The organism is Pseudomonas sp. PNPG3, assembly GCF_023093815.1.
GTDB classification, from domain to species: Bacteria; Pseudomonadota; Gammaproteobacteria; order Pseudomonadales; family Pseudomonadaceae; genus Aquipseudomonas; species Aquipseudomonas asiatica.
Genome location: NZ_JALLKV010000007.1, coordinates 34,310 through 57,187 on the forward strand (window position 1 = coordinate 34,310; position 22,878 = coordinate 57,187).

The window sequence follows — 22,878 nt, forward strand, 5'->3', positions numbered from 1 at the left end:
CTTCGGTTTACACGATTCTTGTGGGAGCGGCCTTGTGTCGCGAAAGGGCTGCGCAGCAGCCCCAAGATTCCCCAAGGACACCCGATGACCTCACTGACCACCGACTGGCAGCACCGCCCCACCCACCACAAGGTCTGGGCCCTGGCCGCGCCGATGATCCTGTCCAACATCTCCGTGCCGCTGGTAGCCCTGGTCGACAGCACGGTCATCGGCCACCTCCCCCACGCCCACCAGTTGGGTGCCGTAGCCGTGGGCGCCACGCTGTTCACCTTCATGGTTGGCCTGATGGGCTTCCTGCGCATGGGCTCCACCGGCTTCGCCGCCCAGGCCGCCGGCCGTGGCGACGGTGCAGCGTTGCGCCAGGTACTGGTACAAGGGCTATTGCTGGCGGTCGGCTTCGCCCTGCTGATCGGCCTGCTGGCCCTGCCCTTCAGCCAGCTGGCGCTGCACGCGATGCAGCCCAGCGCGGCCCTGCAGCAAGCCACCGAAGACTTCTTCCATACCCGCCTGCTCGGCCTGCCCGCGGCACTGGCCAGCTACGCCCTGGTCGGCTGGTTCCTCGGCACCCAGAACGCCAGGGCGCCACTGGCCATCCTGCTGACCACCAACCTGCTGAACATCGCCTTGAACCTGTGGTTCGTGCTTGGCCTGGACTGGGGCGTGCTGGGTTCGGCGCGGGCGTCGGTGATCGCCGAATGGAGCGCCGCCCTGCTCGGCCTGGCCCTGACCCAACCGGCCCTGCGCGCCTACCCGGGGCAGATCGTGTGGGCGGCGCTCAAGTGCTGGCAGGCCTGGCGGCCGCTGCTGGCGGTGAACCGCGACATCTTCCTGCGCAGCCTGGCGCTGCAACTGGTGTTCCTGCTGATCACCGTGCAAGGCGCTCGTCTGGGCGAAGCCACCGTGGCGGCCAATGCCCTGCTGCTCAACGGCCTGCTGCTGACTGCCTATGCGCTTGACGGGTTGGCGCACGCGGTAGAGGCCCTGTGCGGCCATGCCATTGGCGCCCGCGACCGCGACACATTGCGCCGCTCGCTGGTGGTGGCCTGTGGCTGGTCGCTGATCACCAGCCTGGGGTTTGCCGGGTTGTTCCTGCTGGGCGGGCACCTGTTCATCGATTTGCAGACCGACATCGAGAGTGTGCGGGCAGCGGCTTATCCGTACCTGCCGTACCTGGCATTGCTGCCATTGATTGCGGTGTGGAGCTATTTGCTGGATGGCTTGTTCATAGGCGCGACACGGGCGCGGGAGATGCGTAATGCGATGTTGGTGTCGGTGGTGATTGCGCTGCCCTTGGGGGTGCTCATGAGTGCGTTTGGCAACCATGGGTTGTGGTTGGCGTTTCTCGGGTTCATGGGGTTGCGGGCGGTGACATTGGGGTGGGTGGGGTGGAGGTTGCAGGAAAAAGGGCTTTGGGTTCAGTAATGCCGGGGCCGCTCCCACATTGATCGGCGTACGCAGGACTTTGTGGGAGCGGCCTTGTGTCGCGAAATGAGGGCGAAGCCCTCACCTGCGGATTCACAGCCACACACAATCCCAATGTGGATAATCACCAGCCCGCCGCACCAGGCCAGCCCGAATGGGATTGGCGATGATGTAGCGCGCCACTGCCCTCACATCCTCCTCGCGGCGCAAAGCCCGATCATGAAAGCTGGTCTGCCAGATATGCCGCCTTTCAGCCCCCACCTTGTACAGCGCACAACTGCTTCTGGACTTGAACTCGCACATCAGCCTACCCAGGCTCGACGGCCCAAGCTCGAGAAGCCAGTGAAGATGATCCGGCATCAAGACCCACGCCAGAGATCGACACGCCTTGCGCTCTTCGCTGAGCCGCAATTGCTGGATAACTGTTCTGGCGAACAAGAAGTCTTTGAACAACGGTGTTCGGTTGCGAGTGGTCGTGGTGAGCAGGTAGAGACGCCCTGGTTCGGACACTCGGCCACTACGTAAACGATGGGAGCCGGGACTTTCCATGTCGTCCTCCTTTGAACATTGCATTCAAAGGTAGCGGCGCTGATGCGATAGGCGAGGACTGGACCATTACCAGGTATGACGCGGTGAGGGCTTCGCCCTCATATCGCGACGCAAGGCCGCTCCCACAAAAAAGCGGGAGCGGCCTGGCAATCACGAGGACAGGTACGAAGACCGGGTCAACCCAAGGCGCAACGCATCCAGGTACTGAGTCCGCTCCCGCGCAGTGATCTTGGCGCTGGCCACCTTGTCACGGTAATGCGTCATCAACTCCTCCGGCGACAGGTGCACATAGCGCAGCATGTCTTCGATGGTGTCGTGGGTCTCGATACCGGCGTGGTACACGCTACCGTCGGCGTTCTGGTAGATGTTCACCGAGTCGGTGTCACCGAACAGGTTGTGCATGTCACCGAGGATTTCCTGGTAGGCACCAACCAGGAACACACCCAGCAAGTAGTCCTCGCCCTCCTTCACCGCATGCACCGGCATGCTGGTCTCGATGCTCTGCTCGTCGACGTACTGGTTGATCTTGCCGTCGGAGTCGCAGGTCAGGTCCTGCAGCACGGCACGACGCATCGGCTCTTCGTCCAGGCGGTGCAGCGGGATGATCGGCAGTACCTGGCCGATGGCCCAGGTGTCCGGCAGGCTCTGGAACACCGAGAAGTTGCAGATGTACTTGTCGGCCAGCTTGTCGTTCAGCTCGTCCAGCACTTGGCGGTGCGAGCGCTGGCGGGCTTTCAGCGAGTTGTGCAGGCGGCGGCACACGGCAAAGTAGCACTGCTCGGCCAGGGCCTTCTCGGCCAGGCTGATCTTGCCATCGGCATACTGCGCGGCCACGTCACCCATGTAGTGGGTGGCGCGCCAGTAGGTCTCGGTCACCATCTCGATATCGGTCGGGCCGAGCAGGTCGACCAGCCACTGCACTGTCTCGGGCAGGGCTTCCTTGTTCTCGATGGTCGGCACGTCGTCGTTGTGCTTCTCGACGTCGGTCACCTGGATCACCAGCATGGCGTGGTGGGCGGTCAGCGAACGGCCGCTCTCGGAGAAGATGTGCGGGTGCGGCAGGCCCTGCGCGTCGCAGAATTCCTTGAGCATGCCCACAACAACGCCGGCGTAGTCGTCCATGTCGTAGTTGATCGAGCTGGCATTGCGCGAGTGGGTACCGTCGTAGTCCACGCCCAGACCACCGCCAACGTCGATATGGTCGACCGGCAGGCCCAGCGCACGCAGCTCACCGTAGTAACGGATGGCTTCCTTGAAGCCGTGTTGGTAGTCCGCCAGGTTGGCGATCTGCGAGCCCATGTGGAAGTGAAGCAGGCGGATACCTTGGTCCAGGCCGGCATCGCGGAAGCGCTGTACCACCGAAATCAGCTGGGCGGCGGACAAGCCGAACTTGGACTTCTCGCCACCGGTGTCGGCCCACTTGCTCGAGGCCAGCGACGACAGGCGCACGCGCAGGCCGACTTGCGGCTTGACCTTGAGCTCGGCGGCCTCGTCGATCACCAGGGCCACTTCCGACTCTTTCTCGATGACGATGAACACGTTGTGGCCGAGCTTCTGGCCCATCAGCGCCAGGCGGATGAACTCGCGGTCCTTGTAGCCGTTGCAGACGATGGTGCCACCCTTCGGCGCCAGCGCCAGCACTGCCAGCAGCTCAGGCTTGGAGCCGGCTTCCAGGCCAATGGAGACGTTCTGCGTAGCGATGATGTTTTCCACCACCGCTTCCTGCTGGTTGACCTTGATCGGGTACAGCGCGGTGTACTTGCTCTGGTATTCCAGGCGCGCGATGTTGGCATCGAAGGCGCCGGTCAGCTGGCGCACGCGGTCTTGCAGAATGTCGGGGAAGCGCACCAGCAATGGCAGCGACAGGCCGCTCTGGCGCAATTCGTCGACCTGTTCGAACAGGTCGATCGGTGCGCTTTTTGGGCCGTTGGGGCGTACTTCGACGCGCCCGGCTTCATTGATGGCGAAATAACCAGCGCCCCAATGGCGGATGCCATAAACACTGCGGCTGTCGGCCACGGTCCATTGGCTACCATCGTCTTTGCGTGTGCGTCGTACGGACATTCAAGTCCCCTATAGATAAGTCGAAGACACTGCCCCGCAAGGAGGCGGGCGCAGTGTAAAAGCCGAAAATGACGATTCGTCCGTGCCCTGGATAGACCCTGGTCACGGCAACGAGTTTAGAAAGCACTGGGCAAAAAATCGCGTGGCCGCATCAGCCGCCGGATTTTTTCGCCTTGAAGCCCTGCTTGGTCAGCTCACCGATCAGCAGTTCGACATAGTCGCCCTGGATTTCGATGACCCCATCCTTCAGGGCGCCACCGGTACCGCAGCGGCGCTTGAGGGTAGAGGCCAGCTCCTTGAGCTGATCGAGCGGCAGCGGCACGCCGGTGACGGTGGTCACGGTCTTGCCGCCGCGGCCCTTGCTTTCGCGGCGCACACGGGCAATGCCATCGCCTTCGGGGATGACCTGCTGCTTGCAGGTACAGGCATCCACCGGCTGGCTACAGTCGGGGCAGTGCCGACCGGTGTCGGTGGAGTAAACGAGACCGCCAAGGGCGGCGAAGGAAGAAGCTTTCTTGGCCACTTTTGTTCCTCTGTGCTGAGGACAAAAACTGGTCGGCCCCAGGGGGTTGAGCCCGACCGCGAAGCCCCACTCTGGCAGGGGCGGCGCTACTGCCACAAGACCTGCGGCAGCCCGAAAAGGGCGCGCAGTGTAACGATAAATCCCGCTGTTGCTAAGTACCGGAATGCGGCATTTTGCGAATGTTTTGCGACCCCCTCGCGGGTAAACCCGCTCCCACAGGTACTGCGCAGGTTTCACGACCTGTGAAATCCCTGTGGGAGCGGGTTTACCCGCGAAGGGGCCGGCATGGGCCACGCATCTATTTGAGGCTGGCTTTATAGCGCTGCAACGCCGCCAACGAGTCCGGGCAATACGGCTTCGTCAGGCTTTCTTGCTCAGCCTGCTCCAGGCCAATGAACCGCGCCTCGATCACCTCTTCCGGCTGTAACCGCAATGGCGCATCCGACACCGCCGAATACACCGCACACCACAAGTGGTTATCCGGCTGGTCAAAGTAGAACCGCTCATGAAAACGCAGCTCCACACCGTCGATCCCCAGCTCCTCGGCCAGCTCCCGCGCCGCCGAATCGGCATACGCCTCCCCGGCCGTCACCATGCCGCCTGCCGCCACATCCCAGTAACCCGGGTACAGCGCCTTGCTCAGGGTACGCCGGTGCACGCACAGCTCACCGGCACTGTTGAATAGCAGAATGAACGTGCAACGCCCTATCAGGCCGCGCTCACGCAGTTCGGCCCGGGGCAAGGCACCCAGCACCCGGTCGGCTTCGTCCACCCAGGTGACCAGTTCTCGGTCGGAAGCCGCCCGGTGGGCGGCCTCGTTCGGGCTGATCGCCATCATCAACCCTGCGACAGCAGCTGACGCAGGTCGATGACCGCCGCGTTGGCCCGGGAAATGTAGTTGGCCATGACCAGTGAGTGGTTGGCCCACATGCCGAAGCCGCTGCCGTTGAGCACCATCGGGCTCCACAGGGCTTCCTGCGAGGCCTCCAGCTCACGGATGATCTGGCGCACGCTGACCGTGGCGTTCTTCTTCGCCAGCACGTCGGCAAAGTCCACCTCGATGGCGCGCAGCAGGTGCGACAGCGCCCAGGCCTGGCCACGGGCTTCGTAGAACACGTTGTCGATCTGCAGCCATGGGGTTTCCACCAGCTCCTCGTCCACCTGCGGCGCCTGGCCGGCGACCAGCGACTCGGTCTTCAGCGTGGTGTTGAGCTTGACCCGGCCAACGCTGGCCGACAGGCGCTGCGACAGCGAGCCCAGGCGGGTGGCCACGTCACCCAGCCAGTTGTTCAGGTTGTCGGCACGGGTATAGAAGATTGCGCCCTTGTCGCCGGCAGCCAGACGGGTCTGGTAGCGGGTCAGCGACTTGATGCCCTCTTCGAACTCCGACTCGCTCGACGGCAGGATCCAACTCTTGTTGTCGAAGTTGAAACGCGGCTCGGCCTTGGCCAGGTCGGCGTCTTCGGTCGACTGCGACTGCGAACGGGCGAAGTCCTTGCGCAAGGCACGGGACAGGTCGCGCACCTGGACCAGCACGCCATATTCCCAGCTCGGCATGTTGTCCATCCACAGCCCTGGCGGGAAGCGGTCGTTGGAAATGTAGCCACCCGGCTTGTTCAGCAAGGTGCCGGCCACGGTCTTGAGGGTTTCGATAGTGGTGTAGCCCACCACCATCTGCTGGCCGGTACGCTCGGCTGCGGCCTGGGCGTTCTGCTGCACCGGGAACAGCTCCGGCTCCTGGCTCCAGTACCAGCCCAGGCCGATGCACACCAGCAGGTACAACCCGATCAGGGTCCCCAGGGCACGGCTCCAGAGGCCGCCAAGATAGCTACGGGCGGCGGCGCCACGGCCGTCGACACGCTCGCGGGGCTCGGCTTTGGCCTCGCGGTTTTTCCAGTCCAGCATGGCTTTGTCCTTAATCAGTCACGACGGTTCAGGGGCTTGGACCACAGGCCTACGCCAGGGTGCCACGGCAAGCCCGCGTGGCAGCACTATAAAGCAGACACCGCCTTACGCATAAGCGACCAATCGGTCAGCAACTGAATATTCGTTCTGGCCGCTTTGTTGACGCAGGGCACTCACGCACCTGTAAAGAACTGCTAGCATAGAGCCATCATTGCCCCTGCACACCCCAACCTACAAGTAGCCAGGACATGAGCCAAGCAGCCGAGCCGAGCCCGCTGTGCCCCGCCCAACAGCTGACGCGTAGCGGCCTGCGCAAGGACGACCCGCTCGATCAGGTGCTGCTGCCGCCCCTGCGCAAGCCGGTGTACATCCTGCTGCAGGACCACGAGCGCGCCCAGCGCCTGGCCCAGCAACTGGAATTCTTTGGCCTGGTGGTGCAGGCGCTTGCCAGCGCCGCGGCGTTTCAGGCCTCGATCAGCGAATACCCGCCCTCGGCCATCATCATGGATGTCGACTTCAACGGTGCCGGCCAAGGCCTGCTGTTGGCTGCCCAGATGCAGCAGGGGCTGGCCCGACATATACCACTGCTGTTCTTCAGCCATCACGAAACCGACACCCCGACCCGCCTGGCCGCCGTGCGCGCCGGTGGCCAGGACTTCCTCACCGGCACCCTGGAAGCCTCCAGCCTGTTGGAAAAGGTCGAACTGCTGACCAATGCAACCCAGCACGACCCGTTGCGCGTACTGGTCATCGACGACTCACGCACCCAGGCGCTGTACACCGAGCGCGTGCTGGCCAGCGCCGGCATGATCACCCGCAGCCTGACCGACCCGATCCGCACCATGGCCGAGCTGGCTGACTTCCAGCCCGACCTGATCATCCTCGACCTCTACATGCCGGCCTGCACCGGCCCCGAACTTGCCAAGGTAATCCGCCACAGCGACCGTTATGTGAGTGTGCCGATCATCTATCTGTCTGCAGAAGACGACCTGGACAAGCAGCTGGATGCCATGAGCGAAGGCGGTGATGACTTCCTGACCAAACCGTTTCGTTCTCGCCACCTGATCACCACCGTGCGCAACCGCGCCGCTCGCGCCCGGCACCTGAAGGCGCGCATGGTGCGCGACAGCCTGACCGGGTTGTACAACCACACCCACATCCTGCAATTGCTGGAAGACTGCAGCTTCCGCGCCCGTCGCGAGCAGCTGCCGTTGTGCTTTGCCATGCTCGACATCGACCACTTCAAGAAGATCAACGACCGCCACGGCCACCCGATGGGCGACCGGGTGATCAAGAGCCTGGCGCTGTTTCTCAAGCAGCGCTTGCGCAAGACCGATTTCATTGGCCGTTACGGCGGTGAAGAGTTCGCCATTGTGATGCCCAATACCGCGCTGGACGCGGCGCACAAGGTTCTCGACGAAATCCGCAGGCGCTTTGCCGAGATCCTCTACCCGGCGCAGCCACGGGACTTGCAGTGCACCTTCAGTGCAGGGGTGGTGCAGTTGGATGAGGGGCTGGATGCGCTGACCATGGCCAGTGCGGCGGACGAGGCGCTGTATCGGGCCAAGCATGCCGGGCGAAATTGTGTGGTGCGTGTAGAGCCCTGAATCAGGCTTTGCCTGTGCCAGCCTCTTCGCGGCTAAAGCCGCTCCCACAGGTACTCCACCGGACTGAAGGATTGCGCAGTCCCTGTGGGAGCGGCTTTAGCCGCGAAGAGGCCGGCACAGATTAAAATAGAGGCACTGTGCCACTTTTTTATGGCGCCAACCCCCTGCCGTCATCACCCCGTCACAAAATCGCAATAACTTCAGCCACCGACCTCTCCCTCCCCCGCAGGAAGCTCGCGGCTATGCGCCTGAAGTGGCTGACCAATTTCAACACCCTGTTGCTGGTAACCGTGTGTATCGCCTTGGGCGCCACCCTTTGGTGGTCGCAGCGGGCCCTTGAGCGCCCCTACCAGTTGATGGAGCGCTACCTGGGCCTGTCCCAGCAGTTCCAGAACCAGGCGGCCCGCAACATCCAGGCGTACCTGGGCAGCGGCGATGCCCTGCGCCATGCCGCGGCGATGGAGGCCAACCAGCAGTTGCAGGCCGCGCTGGCCGAGTGGCCCAGCGAACTGGCCGACAAACTGCGCCCCAGCCTGGACAGCCTGCAGGCCTTTACCGCCGAGGAGCTGCTGGCCGCCGGCAAGCTGGCTGGTGACCCGCAAGCCCTGCTGCTGCAAGCCGAGCGGGAACTGGGCGCCAACTTCGAACAACTGGCCGGCTACGCCCGCGACAGCGGCAGCGCCGACGCCAACCGCTACCTGGTGCCACTGCTCGACGCCACCGTGCACCTCGGTCGCCTGTCGCTGGCCCGGGACAAGCTGGTCAGCAGCGGTCGCCCCGAGCTGGCTGACGAAGTGGAGCGCGAGCTGCAACTGATCCGTGCCCAGGCCCAGGCGATCGATGCCTTGCCCTTGCTCGGCGTAACCCGTAGCGCCGAGTCCGGTGCCGACGACTTCGCCGCGATGATGGGTCTGGAAACCCAGGCCAGCGCCCAGCAGGAAGACATTGCCGTCGGCCTCAAGCGCGAACTGCAGAGCCTGCTCGGCCGCTACCCGGCCGAACTGCAGCGCACCCGCGAACAGATCGAGCGGCGCGTCGCCCTGGCTGCCAGCACTGGCCAACGCCTGGAGGCCGTGCAACAGGCCATTGCGGCACTGGAGCCCGAGGTACGCGGCCAGCATGCGAAAATTGCCGGCGAAGTGCGCATCATCCAGGGTCTGATGATCGGCCTGATCCTACTTATCGCCCTGCTGATCGACACCTTGCAACGTCGCCTGGCGCGCACCCTGACCGGCCTGGCCCCGGCCCTGTCGCGCTGGGCCGAGGGTGACTTCGCCGAGGCCATCGCCCTGGGCAGGACCAACCGCGAACTGCGCGACATCCAGGAATCGCTCAACCGCCTGCGCCAGTATCTGGTAGAGCTGGTCGGCACCATCCGCCACAACGCCGAGCAGGTGGCTGGCAGCAGCCACGCCCTGGCCGGCATGAGCGCCGCCCTGCATGACGGCGCCGAACGCCAGGCCGGCGACACCGGGCAGATCCGCGATGCTTTGGGTGAACTGGAAGCGACCATCCAGCAAGTAGCCGGCGACGCCAGCGCCGCAGCCGACGCCAGCCGCGATGCCGGGCGTGCAGTGGAGCAGGGCCAGGCGGTGATCGGCCAGAGCCTGTCGGGCTTGCGTGAGTTGGTCGACGAGGTGCAGGGCAACGCCCGCATGATCGAGCAACTGGCGGAGGAGTCGGCCACCATCGGCGGCGTCCTGACAGTGATCCGCTCGATTGCCGAGCAGACCAACCTGCTGGCGCTGAATGCCGCGATCGAAGCGGCCCGCGCCGGTGAGATGGGCCGTGGTTTTGCAGTGGTGGCCGATGAGGTGCGTTCGCTGGCACAGCGCACCACCGGGGCGACCGGCGAGATTCAGGCACTGATCGACCGCTTGCAGCAGGCAGCCAGAAGCTCGGTGGCCGGGATGCGTGCGCAGCTTGAGCATGCCGAGGCCACGGCCAACCAGGCCCAGGCGGCGGACGGGGCGCTGGACGAGATCGTCTGTGCCATTCGCACCATTTCGGACACTGCGGTGCGGATTGCCGATGTCACGGCGCAGCAGAGTGGTGCCGTGAGTGAGATTCGCGACCACAGCGAGCGAATTCATGAGCTGGGTGAGGACAACCTGCAGCGCATTGGCGAGGGGCGCGAGCAAGGCGAGCAGTTGCTGAGTTTGGGGGGTGAACTGAACCGGGCGGTGCGGGCCTTCAGAGTCTAGGTTGGCCTGTGCTGGCCTCTTCGCGGGTAAACCCGCTCCCACAGGGATAGCCTATGCGGACGAGGGGGGAGCGGGTTTACCCGCGAAGAGGCCGGCACAGGCAGCACATGAGCCAGCGGCCATGTGTCGCCCCCGCAACCAGCATGGCCCCAACCCGCACCAACTCCGCTATCATGCCCAGCACGTTCCACCTCGCGAGTCCGCCATGCGCCGCCTGTTTTTCCTGCTGTTCCTGCTGCTGGCCAGCCCTGCCTTCGCCACGGGCCTGCTCGACAACCGCCCCAGCGCCACCCTCGGCGCAGCTTCGCTGGCCAACAACGCCGACTTCCTGCCGGTACACGAAGCGTTCAAGCTCAGCCTGGTCCAGGCCGATGCGCAAACCATCAAGCTGCGCTTCGTCGCAACCGACGGCTACTACCTCTATCGCCACCGTTTCCAGTTCCGCACCGAACCGGCCGACATTGCCCTGGGCACACCAAGCATCCCCAAGGGCGAGGCCAAGCACGATGAGTTCTTCGGCGATGTCGAGGTGTACCACGGCGTGCTCGATATCGAGCTGCCGCGCAATGACCCGCGCGCCTTCACCCTGCTGGTGGGCTACCAGGGCTGCGCCGACAAAGGCCTGTGCTACCCGCCAGAAACCGCACGCCTGAACATCGATGGCGAAGGCGGCAAAAGCACCCCGGCCGGCGGTGAACACGCCTGGACCTGGAAGTCGCTGCTGCTGTTCTTCCTCGCTGGGGTCGGCCTGACGTTCACCCCCTGCGTGCTGCCGATGCTGCCGATCCTTTCCGGCGTGGTGCTGCGCGGCCAGGCCGGCGGCCTGCGCGGGCTGGCGCTGTCGCTTGCCTATGTGCTGCCGATGGCGGCCAGCTTTGCGGTACTCGGTGCGTTGATGGGGTTGTTCGGCGCCGGCCTGAACCTGCAGGCGCGCCTGCAGTCGGCCTGGGTACTGGTGCCCTTCGCTCTGTTTTTCGTGGTGTTCGCCCTGGCCATGTTCGGCCTGTTCGAACTTAAACTGCCGCAAGCCCTGAGCAACCGCCTGAACAATGTCGCCAGCCACACCCGGGGCGGCTCGCTGCTGGGCGCGGCAATATTGGGCGTCCTCTCCAGCCTGCTGGTTTCGCCCTGTGTGTCGGCGCCGCTGGCCGGTGCGCTGCTGTACATCAGCGCCAGCGGCGATGCCCTGGGCGGCGCACTCAAGCTGTTCGCCCTGGGCCTGGGCATGGGCGCACCATTGCTGCTGGTGGCCACCGGTGGCGCGGCCTGGCTGCCGAAAAGCGGCCCCTGGCTGAACACGGTGAAGAATGCCATCGGCGTCCTGCTGCTGGGCTTGGCCATCGGCTTGCTCAGCCGAGTGCTGCCAGGCCCGCTGACCTTGCTGCTGGTCGGTTTCCTCGCCGCTGGCGTGGCGCTGTTCCTCGGTGCCCTCGAGTTCGTCGTCAAGACCGCACGCCAGCGCCTGGCCCAACTGCTCGGCCTGGCCCTGCTGGTGTACGCCCTGGCCTGCTGGTACGGCGCCCTCAGCGGCCAGGGCGACCCACTGCGCCCGTTGCCGCCGGCAACCCTTGTGGCCACCGGCAACGGGCCGGCGGTGCAGGCGGATAGCTGGCAGACCATCACTACCCCCGCCGCACTGGACGCTGCCCTGGCCCAGGCCAAGGCAGCCGGCCAGCCGGTGCTCTTGGACTGGTACGCCGATTGGTGCATCAGCTGCAAAGTGATCGAACGCGAGGTGCTCACCGCTCCGCAGGTGCAAGCGCAACTGGCCGGCTTCAAGCTGCTGCGTTTTGACATCACCGAAAGCAATGCCGAACAACGCAGCCTGCTCGATCGCTACCAGCTGTTCGGCCCGCCCGCTCTGCTGTTCTTTGCCGCGAACGGTAGCGAAATAACCGCTGATCGGGTCATTGGCGAGATAAATGCCGGTGAATTTGCGCAAATTCTCACACGCGTGCGCGGTAAAGTCGGTCTATAACTTCCCGCGAGCTGTGAAAAATCCAGAAATCAGTGACCAAATTTAATTATTTGGTCACATACTTCGCGCGAACCTCGGACATCGTGCTGGCTATTGCCGGGAACTGGACACTTGCCGTCGCTTTACGGCACACTCGCCGCGCTGTGTCGAATTGCCCTACAAATCCAAGGAATCCGCAGATGGCAACGCTACTGGTGCTCCACGGCCCCAACCTCAACCTGCTCGGTACCCGCGAGCCTGGCCACTACGGCGCCGTGACCCTGGCCCAGATCAACCAGGACCTGGAGCAACGTGCCCGCGCCGCAGGCCACCATCTGCAGTACCTGCAGAGCAACGCCGAATACGAACTGATCGACCGCATTCACGCCGCACGCAATGAGGGTGTGGACTTCATCCTGATCAATCCGGCTGCTTTCACCCACACAAGTGTCGCATTACGTGACGCATTGCTTGCGGTGAGCATCCCATTCATCGAAGTGCACCTGTCCAACGTGCACAAACGCGAACCGTTCCGCCACCACTCCTACTTTTCCGATGTTGCCGTAGGGGTGATCTGCGGCCTGGGCGCCAGCGGTTATCGCCTGGCCCTGGAGTCCGCGCTGGAACAACTGGCTGCCAACGCACAGCCCAAATGATGAAAACCCTGGCCTCAGTGGGCCAGGGTTCGAGAGAAACGTTTCAGATACGTTTTTTTGTATTTCGCCCCCTGACCGAACCTTTGGGAGTTGATGATTAATGGATATCCGTAAAGTCAAGAAACTGATCGAGCTGCTGGAAGAGTCTGGCATCGACGAACTGGAGATCAAGGAAGGCGAAGAGTCGGTCCGTATCAGCCGTCACAGCAAGACCCCGGCTGCCCAGCAGTACTTCGCACCGGCTCCGGTAGCCGCTGCCCCTGCTGCTGCCCCGGTTGCCGCCGCTGCCGCTCCGGCCGCTGAAGCCGCTGCCGCCGCCCCGGCCCTGAAAGGCACCGTGATCCGCTCGCCGATGGTAGGTACCTTCTACCGCAAGCCTTCGCCGACCTCGCCGAACTTCGCTGAAGTTGGCCAGACCGTGAAGAAGGGCGACACCCTGTGCATCGTCGAAGCCATGAAGATGATGAACCACATCGAAGCCGATGTCGGCGGTGTCATCGACGCCATCCTGGTAGAAGACGGCCAGCCGGTTGAGTTCGACCAGCCGCTGTTCACCATCGTTTGAATCGCGGAGAGCCAACGATGTCTGGGAAGCTCGAAAAAGTCCTGATCGCCAACCGCGGGGAAATTGCCCTGCGGATCCTGCGTGCCTGCAAAGAGCTGGGTATCAAGACAGTCGCCGTGCACTCCACCGCCGACCGTGAACTGATGCACCTGGGCCTGGCAGACGAGTCGGTCTGCATCGGCCCTGCATCGTCCAAGGATTCCTACCTGCATATCCCGGCAATCATCGCTGCCGCCGAAGTGACCGGCGCCACCGCGATTCACCCGGGCTACGGCTTCCTGGCGGAAAACGCCGACTTCGCCGAGCAGGTGGAAAAGTCCGGTTTCGCCTTCATCGGCCCGAAAGCCGACACCATTCGCCTGATGGGCGACAAGGTTTCGGCCAAGGACGCGATGATCAAGTCGGGCGTACCGACCGTACCGGGCTCCGATGGCCCGCTGCCGGAAGATGAAGAAGTCGCCCTGGCGATTGCTCGTGACGTCGGCTACCCGGTAATCATCAAGGCCGCCGGTGGCGGTGGTGGTCGCGGCATGCGTGTGGTGCACAAGGAAGAGGACCTGATTTCCTCGGCCAAGCTCACCCGTACCGAAGCCGGTGCAGCCTTCGGCAACCCGATGGTCTACCTGGAGAAGTTCCTGACCAACCCACGCCACGTGGAAGTACAGGTACTGTCCGACGGCCAGGGCAACGCCATTCACCTGGGTGACCGTGACTGCTCGCTGCAGCGCCGTCACCAGAAGGTACTGGAAGAAGCGCCAGCCCCGGGCATCGACGAGAAAGCCCGTCAGGAAGTGTTCAAGCGCTGCGTCGATGCGTGCATCGAGATCGGCTACCGTGGTGCGGGTACTTTCGAGTTCCTGTACGAGAACGGCCGCTTCTACTTCATCGAGATGAACACCCGCGTGCAGGTTGAGCACCCGGTGTCGGAGATGGTGACCGGTATCGACATCGTCAAGGAGATGCTGAGCATCGCCGCTGGCAACAAGCTGTCGTTCCGCCAGGAAGACGTGGTCATCCGTGGCCATGCGCTGGAATGCCGTATCAACGCCGAAGACCCGAAGAAGTTCATCCCGAGCCCAGGCAAGGTGAAGCACTTCCACGCCCCGGGCGGCAACGGCGTGCGTGTTGATTCGCACCTGTACAGCGGTTACTCGGTTCCGCCGAACTACGACTCGCTGATCGGCAAGCTGATCACCTACGGCAAGGACCGCGACGAAGCCATGGCGCGCATGCGCAATGCCCTGGACGAGATCGTCGTCGACGGCATCAAGACTAACATCCCGCTGCACCGCGACCTGGTGCGTGATGAAGGTTTCTGCAAAGGCGGCGTCAACATTCACTACCTCGAGCACAAACTGGCTAGCCAGGAGTGATCGCGTAGTGTGATGTACTGAAAACCCCGGACTTGTTCCGGGGTTTTTTATTGCCTGTCAGGGCCTCATCGCCGGCAAGCCAGCTCCCACAGGGATTGCACACGGCTTGAGGTCTATGCGGTCGAGGTAGGAGCTGGCTTGCCGGCGATTGGGCTGCAAAGCAGCCCCCCGGGTCCTACCCCTTCATCCGCGGCATCTCGATGTGGTGCTCATGCACCCGCCGGTACAAGGTTGCCCGCGATATTCCCAGAGCCCGCGCCGCATCGGCCGGCTTCCAGCGATGGCGGATCAGCGCATCCAGCAGCAACTGCCGGGCCGGACAAGACATGCTGCTTTCTGCCGAAGCGACCACCTCGCCGCGCACCTCCTGCGGCAGGTCCTGCACCTGCACCCGCCCGTCCTCGCTCACCGCACAGGCATAGCGCAACACCTGCCGCAGCTGGCGCAAATTCCCCGGCCAGCGGTAAACCAGCAGCGCCTGCAGCGCATCATCCGCCAACACCACCTCGACTCCGCAGGCCTCGGCTTCCTCGGCCAGCAACTGGTGAATCAACCCCAAGCGGTCCTCACGCTCGCGCAGCGGCGGCAACTCGAAGCGGGCATTGGCCAGGCGGAAGTACAGGTCCTCACGAAAACGCCCATCCTCCACCATCGCCGCCAAATCGCGGTGGGTCGCGCAAATCACCTGAATATCCACCCGCTCCCGCCGCGCCGCGCCCAGCGGCGCCACTTCACCCTCCGCCAGCACGCGCAGCAACCGGGTTTGCAGGTTCAGCGGCATGTCACCGATTTCGTCGAGGAACAGCGTGCCGCCATCGGCCTGCTGCAACAGCCCCTGCATACCTTTGCTGGAAGCCCCGGTGAAGGCCCCGGCCACATAGCCGAACAGCTCGCTCTCGATCAGGCTTTCCGGGATGGCCGCGCAGTTCAAGGTGACGAACGGGCCATCGCGACGCAGGCTTTGCTGATGCAGCTGGCGGGCGAACACCTCTTTGCCAGCCCCCGTCTCGCCTTGCACAAGCACCGCCAGGTTGCAGTCCTTGACCCGCGTGGCCAGGCGCAGATGCTGCTCGATACGGGCGTCCTGGGCCTGGCGCAACGGCTGCGCACGCTGGCGCTGTCGGGGTGCGCTGACCCGGCCGTACAGACCACCCAGGCCCGGCAGGCGTTGAGCGGACGATGCGTTCACGCGGCGCAACTGATCCATGTCGAACAGCTCGCCAATGTGCTCGGGCAAACGCCCCAGATGCTCCACCAGGCGCTGGCGCGCCAGGCTGTTGATCGCCTGCAGGCGGCCATCGCCATCCCAGGCCAGCAGGTAGTCGGGCTGGCTTTCCACATAGCCCGGCGTGCCATGGGCACGCATTACCCAATGGCCCTGGGCACTGTGCATGAAGAAGGCATTTTCGATCTCGCGCGCAGTCTGCTCGACCAATTGGCGGATCAGGTGCTGGCTGCGGCGGTCGTCCGGCGACTGCAAGGCCGAGACATCCACCACGCCCAGCAACTCGCCCAGCGGGTCGAACACCGGTGCCGCCGTACAGGTCAGGCCAATGAACGCGGCGCGGAAGTGGTCGCGCTTGTGCACCGTGACCGGCGCCTTGCTGGTCAACACCGCCGCCACGCCGCAGGTGCCCTCCTCGCCCTCCGACCAGCAGGTGCCCAGGTACAGCCCGGCCTTTCGGCAATCGTTGCGGATGGCCGACTCGACCCGGTAATCGATGGTGCGCCCCAAGGCGTCGGTGAGCAGCACGCAGTAGTCGGCACCGCGCACCCGCTCATGCAGGCGGGCCACGGCATCGCTGGCGATGCGCAGGAACAGTTCAGCGCGCTCGCGGCATTCGTTGAGCAGGCTTTGGGACAGGATGCGCGGCCCCTGCTGGGACCCGGGGTCGAGGCGGTACAGCTCCATGGAACGGCGCCATGAATCGAGGATCAGCGGTGGCACCGGCGCCTGCGGCAGGCGGTCGGCATTCTTCAGCACCCTGCTGACGCAGTCGACATGGGCTCGGGAGTTCGCGGCAAGCATGCAGGCCCTCCGGTTCTCGTTGCTGTTTTTATCGTTGTCCGGCCATTAAGCGCTTCCGGGCATGCCCCGACAAGCACTGCGTGATTACCGGCTGGCTTGAGACGCAGCGTCTCAGCGTCTCGGCCATGCCATACCTCGGCTGGCACCCGGCGTCTCGCCAGCCCGGCCATACGTTCCGGCCAGAGCGCAACGAAACCGCTCTGCCCCGGTGATTTCAGCCTACCCAAGGAAAACTGGCACCCCGCTTGCTCCAGCACTGGCAAACAAGAAACGAGGTGCGCCATGCCGCTACCCGCCCCAACTGTCGGCATCATTGCCAACCCTGCCTCTGGCCGCGACCTGCGCCGCCTGACTGCCAATGCCGGGCTCTATTCGAGTACCGACAAGGCATCGGCGATCCAGCGCCTGCTCGCTGCCTTCGGTGCTACCGGCATCGGTCAGGTGCTGCTGCCCAGCGACATGACCGGCATCGCCGCTGCCGTGCTCAAGGCCAGCCAGGGCCCGGTCGCCCAGGACCAGCACTGGCCGGCCATCGAGATCCTCGACCTGCCGCTGACCCAGACCGTTGCCGATACCCGCCTGGCCACCCGGCGCATGGTCGAACGCGGCGTGGCGATGATTGCAGTGCTCGGCGGCGACGGCACCCACAAGGCAGTTGCTGCCGAGGCCGGTGACGTACCGCTGCTGACCTTGTCCACCGGCACCAACAATGCCTTCCCCGAACTGCGCGAGGCCACCAGCGCCGGCCTGGCCGGCGGCCTGCTTGCCAGCGGCCGGGTACCGCCGAGCATCGGCCTGCGCCGCAACAAGCGCCTGCTGGTGAAGGTGCCCGAACAACAGCTTGCCGAATGGGCACTGGTGGAGGTGGCGGTATCGCCCCAGCGCTTCATCGGCGCTCGGGCACTGAGCCGCAGCGAAGACCTTTGCGAAGTATTCGCCTGTTTCGCCGAACCCCATGCCATCGGCCTCTCGGCCCTGTGCGGCCTGTGGTGCCCGGTCTCGCGCCAGGACCCGCACGGTGCCTGGGTACGCCTGAACCCCGGTGCTGAACAAGCGCTGCTCGCACCACTGGCACCCGGCCTGCTGCAAGGCTGCGGCATCACCGCTAGCGGCGCCCTGACGCCCGGCGTAGCCCATCGCCTGAGCCTGGCCAGCGGCACCCTGGCGCTGGACGGCGAGCGCGAAATCGAATTCGCCGAGCATGACAGCCCCACCATCACCCTCGACCACCAAGGCCCATTGAGCGTGGACGTCGAGGCCGTACTGGCGCACGCCGCCCGCCATCACTTGCTGGCCGTGCCCCGTGGCCATCGGCTGCACCCTGCAAACCCGTGTTGAGACAACCCCGGAGAACAACAAGATGTCCAATCAACTCAGTACCGAACAACTGCTGCATGCCTATGAAGTGATGCGCACCATCCGTGCCTTCGAAGAACGCCTGCACGTCGAGTTCGCCACCGGCGAGATCCCTGGCTTCGTGCACCTGTATGCCGGCGAAGAGGCTTCCGCCGCTGGAGTCATGGCCCACCTGCGCGATAGCGACTGTATCGCCTCGACCCACCGCGGCCACGGCCACTGCATCGCCAAGGGTGTGGACGTATACGGCATGATGGCCGAGATCTACGGCAAGAAGACCGGCGTGTGCGGCGGCAAAGGCGGTTCGATGCACATCGCCGACCTGGAAAAAGGCATGCTCGGCGCCAACGGCATCGTCGGTGCCGGCGCTCCGCTGGTGGCCGGGGCGGCGCTGGCGGCCAAGATCAAAGGCCGCGACGATGTATCGGTGGCCTTCTTCGGCGATGGCGCTTCCAACGAAGGCGCCGTGTTCGAAGCAATGAACATGGCCTCGATCATGAACCTGCCGTGCATCTTCGTGGCCGAGAACAACGGCTACGCCGAAGCCACCGCCTCGACCTGGTCGGTTGCCTGCGACCATATCGCCGACCGCGCGGCCGGGTTCGGCATGCCCGGTGTCACCATCGACGGTTTCGACTTCTTTGCCGTGTACGAGGCCGCCGGCGCTGCCATCGAACGTGCGCGTTCCGGGCAAGGCCCGTCGCTGATCGAGGTCAAGCTCAGCCGCTACTACGGCCATTTCGAAGGCGATGCACAAACCTACCGCGCCCCGGACGAAGTGAAGAACCTGCGCGAATCCCGCGACTGCCTCATGCAGTTCCGCAACAAGACCACCCGCGCCGGCCTGCTCACGGCTGCGCAACTGGACGCCATCGACGCCCGCGTCGAGGACCTGATCGAAGACGCCGTGCGCCGCGCCAAGTCCGATCCCAAGCCACAGCCCGCCGACCTGCTCACCGACGTCTACGTCGCCTACCCCTGAGCCGCGGATTACAAGAACAACAGGAGAATCACCATGGCAAGAAAGATCAGCTACCAGCAGGCCATCAACGAAGCCCTGGCCCAGGAAATGCGCCGCGACAACACTGTATTCATCATTGGCGAAGACGTTGCCGGCGGCGCCGGTGCCCCCGGCGAGGATGACGCCTGGGGGGGCGTGCTGGGCGTGACCAAGGGCCTTTACCATCAGTTCCCGGGGCGCGTGCTCGACGCACCGCTGTCGGAAATCGGCTACGTCGGCGCTGCCGTCGGTGCTGCCACCCAGGGCCTGCGCCCGGTGTGCGAGCTGATGTTCGTCGACTTCGCCGGCTGCTGCCTGGACCAGATCCTCAACCAGGCCGCCAAGTTCCGCTACATGTTCGGCGGCAAGGCGGTCACCCCGCTGGTGATGCGCACCATGTACGGCGCCGGCCTGCGCGCGGCGGCCCAGCACTCGCAGATGCTCACCTCGCTGTGGACGCACATTCCCGGCCTGAAGGTGGTCTGCCCGTCCTCGCCGTACGATGCCAAGGGCCTGTTGATACAGGCGATCCGCGACAACGACCCGGTGATCTTCTGCGAGCACAAGCTGCTCTACAGCATGCAGGGAGAGGTGCCGGAAGAGGTGTACACCGTACCGTTCGGTGAGGCCAACTTCCTGCGTGATGGCGACGACGTGACCCTGGTCACCTATGGCCGCATGGTGCATGTGGCGCTGGAGGCCGCCAACAACCTGGCCCGCCAGGGTATCGACTGCGAGGTGCTGGACCTGCGCACCACCAGCCCGCTGGATGAGGACAGCATCCTGGAAAGCGTGGAAAAGACCGGTCGCCTGGTGGTGATCGACGAAGCCAACCCGCGTTGCTCCATGGCCACCGACATCAGCGCGCTGGTGGCACAGAAGGCCTTCGGCGCGCTCAAGGGCCCGATCGAAATGGTCACCGCCCCGCATACTCCTGTGCCGTTCTCCGATGCCTTGGAAGACCTGTACATCCCTGACGCGGCGAAGATCGAGGCTGCGGTACGCAAAGTGATCGAAGCCGCAAGGAGTGCCGCATGAGCCAGATCCATACCCTGACCATGCCCAAGTGGGGCTTGTCGATGACCGAGGGCCGGGTGGATACCTGGCTGAAGCAGGAAGGTGACGAAATCAGCAAGGGCGACGAGGTGCTGGACGTCGAGACCGACAAGATCAGCAGCAGCGTCGAAGCCCCGTTCAGCGGTGTGTTGCGCCGTCAGGTGGCCAGGCCTGATGAAACCCTGCCGGTCGGAGCCCTGCTGGCGGTGGTGGTGGAAGGCGAAGCCGAAGAAGCCGAAATCGATGCCGTGGTGCAGCGCTTCCAGGCCGAGTTCGTCGCCGAGGGTGGCGCCGACCAGGCCCAAGGGCCGGCGCCACAGAAGGCTGAAGTGGCTGGCCGGCAGTTGCGCTGGTTCGAGCTGGGTGAAGGCGGCACGCCGCTGGTGCTGGTGCACGGTTTTGGTGGCGACCTCAACAACTGGCTGTTCAACCACCCGGCGCTGGCTGCCGAGCGACGGGTAATCGCCCTCGACCTGCCGGGCCATGGCGAGTCGGCCAAGGCCCTGCAACGGGGCGATCTGGATGAGTTGAGCGAAACCGTACTGGCCCTGCTCGACCACCTGGACATCGCCAAGGCCCACCTGGCCGGCCACTCCATGGGCGGCGCGGTCAGCCTGAATGTGGCGCGCCTGGCGCCGCAACGGGTGGCCAGCCTGAGCCTGGTGGCCAGTGCCGGGCTGGGCGAGGAGATCAACGGACAGTACCTGCAAGGCTTCGTCGCTGCCGCTAACCGCAATGCCCTCAAACCGCAGATGGTACAGCTGTTTGCCGACCCCGCACTGGTAACGCGGCAGATGCTGGAGGACATGCTCAAGTTCAAGCGACTGGAAGGCGTGGACGACGCGTTGCGCCTGTTGGCATCGGCCATCGCCGACGGCGACCGGCAGCGCCACGACCTGCGCGGGGTGCTGGGACAACACCCGGCCCTGGTGGTGTGGGGCGGCAAGGACGCGATCATCCCGGCCAGCCATGCCGAAGGGCTGGAGGCTGAAGTGCTGGTGCTGCCCGAGGCTGGCCATATGGTGCAAATGGAGGCGGCCGAACAGGTCAACCAGCAACTGCTCGCGTTCCTGCGCAAGCACTAAGCCCTTTCCGTGAGCCTGGAGAACAACAATGAACGACCTGAGCCACACCCACATGCGCGCCGCCGTCTGGCATGGCCGCAATGATATTCGCGTCGAACAGGTGCCCCTGCCGGCCGACCCTGCGCCCGGCTGGGTGCAGATCAAGGTGGACTGGTGCGGCATCTGCGGCTCCGACCTGCACGAATACGTCGCTGGCCCGGTGTTCATCCCGGTGGATGCACCGCACCCACTGACCGGCATCCAGGGCCAGTGCATCCTCGGCCACGAGTTCTGCGGCCAGATCGCCAAGCTGGGTGAAGGCGTGGAAGGTTTTGCCGTCGGTGACCCGGTGGCTGCGGACGCCTGCCAGCATTGCGGCACCTGCTACTACTGCACCCATGGCCTGTACAACATCTGCGAACGCCTGGCCTTCACCGGCCTGATGAACAACGGCGCCTTTGCCGAACTGGTCAACGTGCCCGCCAACCTGCTGTATCGGCTACCGCAGGGTTTCCCGGCAGAGGCCGGGGCGCTGATCGAACCGCTGGCGGTGGGCATGCACGCGGTGAAAAAAGCCGGCAGCCTGCTTGGCCAGACGGTGGTGGTGGTCGGCGCCGGCACCATCGGCCTGTGCACCATCATGTGTGCCAAGGCGGCTGGCGCGGCGCAGGTGATCGCCCTGGAAATGTCCTCGGCACGCAAGGCCAAGGCCAAGGAGGTTGGCGCCAGCGTGGTGCTGGACCCCAGCCAGTGCGACGCCCTGGTGGAAATCCGCAAGCTCACTGCCGGGCTGGGCGCGGATGTGAGTTTTGAATGCATCGGCAACAAGCACACGGCCAAGCTGGCCATCGACACCATCCGCAAGGCGGGCAAGTGCGTGTTGGTGGGGATATTCGAGGAGCCTAGCGAGTTCAACTTCTTCGAACTGGTTTCCACCGAAAAGCAGGTGCTGGGAGCGTTGGCGTACAACGGCGAGTTTGCAGATGTGATTGCCTTCATCGCTGACGGCAGGCTGGACATTGGCCCGCTGGTGACCGGGCGGATCGGGCTGGAGCAGATTGTCGAGCTGGGCTTCGAGGAGTTGGTCAACAACAAGGAGGAGAACGTGAAGATCATCGTTTCGCCGGGCGTGCGCTGATTGCACCTCAAAGGCAACACGGAACCTGTGGGAGCGGGCGTGCCCGCGAAGCAGGCGACGCGGTGCCTGGCACCGGCTTCGCCGGTGTTCGCGGCTAAAGCCGCTCCCACAGGGATTGCGCAAAGCTGAAGGTCACCGCAATACCTGTGGGAGCGGGTTCACCCGCGAAGAAAGCCACACGGTACATGGCACCGGCTTCGCCGGTGTTCGCGGCTAAAGCCGCTCCCACAGGTATTGCGCAAAGCTGAAGGTCACCGCAATACCTGTGGGAGCGGGTTCACCCGCGAAGAAAGCCACACGGTACATGGCACCGGCTTCGCCGGTGTTCGCGGCTAAAGCCGCTCCCACAGGTATTGCGCAAAGCTGAAGGTCACCGCAATACCTGTGGGAGCGGGTTCACCCGCGAAGAA

At 64.4% G+C, this 22,878-nt stretch carries 18 protein-coding genes; 12 read left to right on the plus strand and 6 right to left on the minus strand.

The window, feature by feature from the left end:
• Positions 1 to 84 precede the first annotated feature (84 nt).
• Entirely contained in the window at positions 85 to 1,422 is a 1,338-nt protein-coding gene (locus MJ643_RS07100) for an MATE family efflux transporter (RefSeq protein ID WP_038408617.1), read from the plus strand.
• 93 nt (positions 1,423 to 1,515) lie between these two features.
• On the opposite strand, the gene MJ643_RS07105 is transcribed toward MJ643_RS07100, so the two are convergent.
• The 5 genes from MJ643_RS07105 to MJ643_RS07125 form a co-directional block, all read right to left on the minus strand.
• Positions 1,516 to 1,971, minus strand: coding sequence for a transposase (locus tag MJ643_RS07105; RefSeq protein ID WP_023662678.1), 456 nt, complete (start codon positions 1,969 to 1,971; stop codon positions 1,516 to 1,518).
• Positions 1,972 to 2,121: 150 nt separating this feature from the next.
• A complete protein-coding gene (speA, locus tag MJ643_RS07110; protein ID WP_013970716.1) occupies positions 2,122 to 4,035 on the minus strand; it encodes an arginine decarboxylase in 1,914 nt (637 codons plus the stop codon).
• Positions 4,036 to 4,186: 151 nt separating this feature from the next.
• On the minus strand, positions 4,187 to 4,558 hold the full coding sequence (locus MJ643_RS07115) for a translation initiation factor Sui1 (protein ID WP_247726715.1): 372 nt from the start codon (positions 4,556 to 4,558) through the stop codon (positions 4,187 to 4,189).
• A 298-nt stretch (positions 4,559 to 4,856) separates the two neighbouring features.
• Entirely contained in the window at positions 4,857 to 5,393 is a 537-nt protein-coding gene (locus MJ643_RS07120) for an NUDIX hydrolase (RefSeq protein ID WP_024086195.1), read from the minus strand.
• A gap of 2 nt (positions 5,394 to 5,395) precedes the next feature.
• Complete coding sequence (locus tag MJ643_RS07125) at positions 5,396 to 6,463, minus strand: DUF2333 family protein (protein WP_013970713.1); 1,068 nt, start codon at positions 6,461 to 6,463, stop codon at positions 5,396 to 5,398.
• Positions 6,464 to 6,711: 248 nt separating this feature from the next.
• On the opposite strand from MJ643_RS07125, the gene MJ643_RS07130 reads away from it, so the two are divergent.
• The 6 genes from MJ643_RS07130 to accC all read left to right on the plus strand — a co-directional run bounded on the left by MJ643_RS07130 (position 6,712) and on the right by accC (position 14,825).
• Positions 6,712 to 8,070, plus strand: a complete 1,359-nt coding sequence (locus MJ643_RS07130; protein WP_015268816.1) for a diguanylate cyclase — start codon at positions 6,712 to 6,714, stop codon at positions 8,068 to 8,070.
• A 242-nt stretch (positions 8,071 to 8,312) separates the two neighbouring features.
• Positions 8,313 to 10,274 carry a methyl-accepting chemotaxis protein gene (locus MJ643_RS07135; RefSeq protein WP_038408615.1) on the plus strand — a complete coding sequence of 654 codons (1,962 nt, stop codon included), beginning with the start codon at positions 8,313 to 8,315 and terminating at the stop codon, positions 10,272 to 10,274.
• Between the two features lie 205 nt (positions 10,275 to 10,479).
• Positions 10,480 to 12,252, plus strand: coding sequence for a protein-disulfide reductase DsbD (locus MJ643_RS07140; protein ID WP_013970709.1), 1,773 nt, complete (start codon positions 10,480 to 10,482; stop codon positions 12,250 to 12,252).
• Positions 12,253 to 12,431: 179 nt separating this feature from the next.
• A complete protein-coding gene (aroQ, locus tag MJ643_RS07145) occupies positions 12,432 to 12,887 on the plus strand; it encodes a type II 3-dehydroquinate dehydratase (RefSeq protein ID WP_003255330.1) in 456 nt (151 codons plus the stop codon).
• 100 nt (positions 12,888 to 12,987) lie between these two features.
• Positions 12,988 to 13,452, plus strand: a complete 465-nt coding sequence (gene accB, locus MJ643_RS07150; protein WP_003257055.1) for an acetyl-CoA carboxylase biotin carboxyl carrier protein — start codon at positions 12,988 to 12,990, stop codon at positions 13,450 to 13,452.
• A gap of 17 nt (positions 13,453 to 13,469) precedes the next feature.
• Entirely contained in the window at positions 13,470 to 14,825 is a 1,356-nt protein-coding gene (gene accC, locus MJ643_RS07155) for an acetyl-CoA carboxylase biotin carboxylase subunit (protein WP_003257054.1), read from the plus strand.
• 175 nt (positions 14,826 to 15,000) lie between these two features.
• Here the strand turns inward: accC and MJ643_RS07160 are convergent, their stop codons facing one another.
• The gene (locus tag MJ643_RS07160) at positions 15,001 to 16,854 is read right to left on the minus strand and encodes a sigma-54-dependent Fis family transcriptional regulator (protein WP_023662885.1); all 1,854 of its coding nucleotides are present in this window, start codon (positions 16,852 to 16,854) and stop codon (positions 15,001 to 15,003) included.
• Positions 16,855 to 17,136: 282 nt separating this feature from the next.
• On the opposite strand from MJ643_RS07160, the gene MJ643_RS07165 reads away from it, so the two are divergent.
• From MJ643_RS07165 to MJ643_RS07185, 5 genes are read left to right on the plus strand one after another with little or no spacing between them, the layout of a single operon-like run.
• Positions 17,137 to 18,192 (plus strand): NAD(+)/NADH kinase, encoded by a 1,056-nt coding sequence (locus MJ643_RS07165; protein ID WP_013970707.1) that lies wholly within the window; start codon positions 17,137 to 17,139, stop codon positions 18,190 to 18,192.
• Between the two features lie 22 nt (positions 18,193 to 18,214).
• Entirely contained in the window at positions 18,215 to 19,192 is a 978-nt protein-coding gene (locus tag MJ643_RS07170) for a thiamine pyrophosphate-dependent dehydrogenase E1 component subunit alpha (RefSeq protein ID WP_015268810.1), read from the plus strand.
• Positions 19,193 to 19,225: 33 nt separating this feature from the next.
• Positions 19,226 to 20,248: an alpha-ketoacid dehydrogenase subunit beta gene (locus MJ643_RS07175; protein WP_013970705.1), complete on the plus strand. Its 1,023-nt coding sequence runs from the start codon at positions 19,226 to 19,228 to the stop codon at positions 20,246 to 20,248.
• On the plus strand, positions 20,245 to 21,351 hold the full coding sequence (locus MJ643_RS07180; protein ID WP_013970704.1) for an acetoin dehydrogenase dihydrolipoyllysine-residue acetyltransferase subunit: 1,107 nt from the start codon (positions 20,245 to 20,247) through the stop codon (positions 21,349 to 21,351). Before MJ643_RS07175 ends, MJ643_RS07180 begins: the two co-directional genes overlap by 4 nt.
• Before the next feature lie 52 nt (positions 21,352 to 21,403).
• Positions 21,404 to 22,468: a 2,3-butanediol dehydrogenase gene (locus tag MJ643_RS07185; protein WP_232109057.1), complete on the plus strand. Its 1,065-nt coding sequence runs from the start codon at positions 21,404 to 21,406 to the stop codon at positions 22,466 to 22,468.
• Positions 22,469 to 22,878: the final 410 nt, after the last annotated feature.

Bases quoted from the DNA above. Each gene is read 5' to 3' on its own strand.
- MJ643_RS07100 (WP_038408617.1), top strand. From the start codon at position 85: ATGACCTCACTGACCACCGACTGGCAGCACCGCCCCACCCACCACAAG.
- MJ643_RS07105 (WP_023662678.1), bottom strand. From the start codon at position 1,971: ATGGAAAGTCCCGGCTCCCATCGTTTACGTAGTGGCCGAGTGTCCGAA.
- speA (WP_013970716.1), bottom strand. From the start codon at position 4,035: ATGTCCGTACGACGCACACGCAAAGACGATGGTAGCCAATGGACCGTG.
- MJ643_RS07120 (WP_024086195.1), bottom strand. From the start codon at position 5,393: ATGGCGATCAGCCCGAACGAGGCCGCCCACCGGGCGGCTTCCGACCGA.
- MJ643_RS07125 (WP_013970713.1), bottom strand. From the start codon at position 6,463: ATGCTGGACTGGAAAAACCGCGAGGCCAAAGCCGAGCCCCGCGAGCGT.
- MJ643_RS07130 (WP_015268816.1), top strand. From the start codon at position 6,712: ATGAGCCAAGCAGCCGAGCCGAGCCCGCTGTGCCCCGCCCAACAGCTG.
- MJ643_RS07135 (WP_038408615.1), top strand. From the start codon at position 8,313: ATGCGCCTGAAGTGGCTGACCAATTTCAACACCCTGTTGCTGGTAACC.
- MJ643_RS07140 (WP_013970709.1), top strand. From the start codon at position 10,480: ATGCGCCGCCTGTTTTTCCTGCTGTTCCTGCTGCTGGCCAGCCCTGCC.
- aroQ (WP_003255330.1), top strand. From the start codon at position 12,432: ATGGCAACGCTACTGGTGCTCCACGGCCCCAACCTCAACCTGCTCGGT.
- accB (WP_003257055.1), top strand. From the start codon at position 12,988: ATGGATATCCGTAAAGTCAAGAAACTGATCGAGCTGCTGGAAGAGTCT.
- accC (WP_003257054.1), top strand. From the start codon at position 13,470: ATGTCTGGGAAGCTCGAAAAAGTCCTGATCGCCAACCGCGGGGAAATT.
- MJ643_RS07160 (WP_023662885.1), bottom strand. From the start codon at position 16,854: ATGCTTGCCGCGAACTCCCGAGCCCATGTCGACTGCGTCAGCAGGGTG.
- MJ643_RS07165 (WP_013970707.1), top strand. From the start codon at position 17,137: ATGCCGCTACCCGCCCCAACTGTCGGCATCATTGCCAACCCTGCCTCT.
- MJ643_RS07170 (WP_015268810.1), top strand. From the start codon at position 18,215: ATGTCCAATCAACTCAGTACCGAACAACTGCTGCATGCCTATGAAGTG.
- MJ643_RS07175 (WP_013970705.1), top strand. From the start codon at position 19,226: ATGGCAAGAAAGATCAGCTACCAGCAGGCCATCAACGAAGCCCTGGCC.
- MJ643_RS07180 (WP_013970704.1), top strand. From the start codon at position 20,245: ATGAGCCAGATCCATACCCTGACCATGCCCAAGTGGGGCTTGTCGATG.
- MJ643_RS07185 (WP_232109057.1), top strand. From the start codon at position 21,404: ATGCGCGCCGCCGTCTGGCATGGCCGCAATGATATTCGCGTCGAACAG.